The organism is Micromonospora sp. KC207 (assembly GCF_004348615.1).
Taxonomy (GTDB): Bacteria; Actinomycetota; Actinomycetes; order Mycobacteriales; family Micromonosporaceae; genus Micromonospora.
In genome coordinates, this window is sequence record NZ_SMKJ01000538.1 from 1 (window position 1) to 2,076 (window position 2,076).

The following is a 2,076-nucleotide window of genomic DNA, read 5'->3' on the forward strand; positions in this document are numbered from 1 at the left end:
GATCCATCGTTACCGCCTCACGCGGCGAAATCCCAAAAAACTCCGCATCGAACAAACCCGCGTCATACACAAACCCCCCCTCCCGCACATACGACTTCCCGACAACGCCCGGCACCGGATCGAAGAAGGAGTCCACGTCCCAGCCCCGGTCGTCGGGGGCCGGGCCGATGACGTCAGCCCCGTCCAGCAGGAGGTCCCAGAGCTTCTCGGGAGTGTCCGCCCCGCCGGGGTAGCGGCAGGCCATGCCGACGATCGCGATAGGTTCGTCGACGGGCACGGCCGCGGCAGCCAGCGGGGCTTCCTCCGCAGAGACACCGACGAGGACGCCCTCCACGAACTTCGCCAACGCGGACGGGGTGGGGTGGTCGAAGACGACCGTCGAGGGCAGGGTCAGCCCGGTCGTGATGTTCAGGCGGTTGCGCAGTTCCAGCGCCGTGAGCGAGTCGAAGCCGGCGGCCTTGAAGGCCCGGGTGGGCGCGACGGCATCCACCGTCTCGTGCCGTAGGACCGCCGCCGCCTCCGCCCGTACCACTTGGAGGAGAACCCGGTGACGTTCCGCGTCGGACATCCCCGCGACCCGCTGCGCGAGGCCGGCGGTCGACGATTCGGCGTCAGCCTTGCGGGCGTCGAGCGCGCTCCTGGCTTCGGGCACGTCGTCGAAGAGCCGCCCCGAACGCAGTTCGGCGAGACGCGGCGCGAAGTCCGCCCAGTCGACATCGGTGATGGTGACGCACACGTCGTCGCGGTCGAGTGCCTGCTGGAGAGCTGCGATGCCGCGCTCCGGGTCCATGGCCGCGATGCCACGACGGTTCAGGTTCCGCTCGCCGGCCCCCTCGGCCATGCCGCCGCCGCCCCACAGTCCCCAGGCTATGGAGGTGGCCGGAAGACCCGCGGCACGGCGCCGCTCCGCGAGGGCGTCCAGGGAAGCGTTGGCCGCCGCGTACGCCGCCTGGCCGCCGTTGCCCCAGACGCCGGTGACCGACGAGAAGAGGACGAAGGCATCCAGTTCCTGGCGGTGGGTTAGCTCGTCGAGCAGCAGCGCGGCAACGGTCTTCGGGCGGAACACCTCGTCGAAGTGCTCGGCGCCGAGCGTGTCTATCACCCCGTCGTGCAGGACTCCGGCGGTGTGGAAGACCGCGGTGGGCGGGTAGGCCGTCAGGACGTCGGACAGCGCAGCCCGGTCCGCGACGTCGCAGGCGACGATGGCCACCTCGGCGCCGAGGGCACGAAGGTCAGCTTCCAGTACCGCCGCTCCGGGGGCTTGGGCACCCCGACGACTGGTGAGCACGAGACGCTCGGCGCCGTTACGGGCGAGCCACAGCGCCACCCGGGCACCCAGACTTCCCGTACCCCCGGTAACCAGGATGTTCCCGCGAGGGCGCCATGCCCGACGCGCGGTACCTGCGGCGCGCGTCACCCGACGCGCGTAGGTTCCCGCTCCGCGTACCGCGATCTGGTCCTCGCCGTCCGCCCCCGCCAGGGTGTTGGCAAGCTGGTCCAGCGTCCGGGCATCCGGTACGGGCGGAAGGTCGACCAGGCCGCCCCAGCGGTCCGGCAGTTCCAGGGCGGCCACCCGCCCGAACGCCCACACCTGCGCGCCGAACACATCCGGCACCTCCCGGGGCGTCACAGCCGCGGCCTTCTGGGTCACGCTCCACAGTGGGGCTTCCATCCCCGCGTCACCGATCGCCTGTATCAGCGCCAGCGACGACACCACGCCCAGTCCGACGGAGGCGTATACGGGATGCGGGTTCTGTGCGAGACCGAGCAGGGATACGGCACCCGACAGCGGCGTCGACCCGTCCGTCGTGGAGGCGAGCAGTTCGGCGATCCGGGCCCGGTCCGCGAGCGGGTCCACGGTCAGCAGCTCGACCTCGGCCCCCCTGCGTACCAGCGCCGCCTCGATGTCACCGGCCAGTTCCGAGCCGGCGGTCTCCGGGTCGGCGATGAGCAGCCAGCGGTCGGTGAGGTGTCGGGGGTCGCCCGGCGGCAGCGGTTTCCAACTGACCCGATACCGCAGACCCCCTACCGGATCGGCGTCGGCACCAACAACGGCAAGACCTCTCGTCGGGGTCG

At 71.2% G+C, this 2,076-nt stretch carries 1 protein-coding gene; it reads right to left on the reverse strand.

Annotated elements, in window-relative coordinates:
- On the reverse strand, positions 1–2,076 hold a 2,076-nt coding region (locus E1258_RS32250; protein ID WP_132407717.1), incomplete at both ends, for a beta-ketoacyl reductase.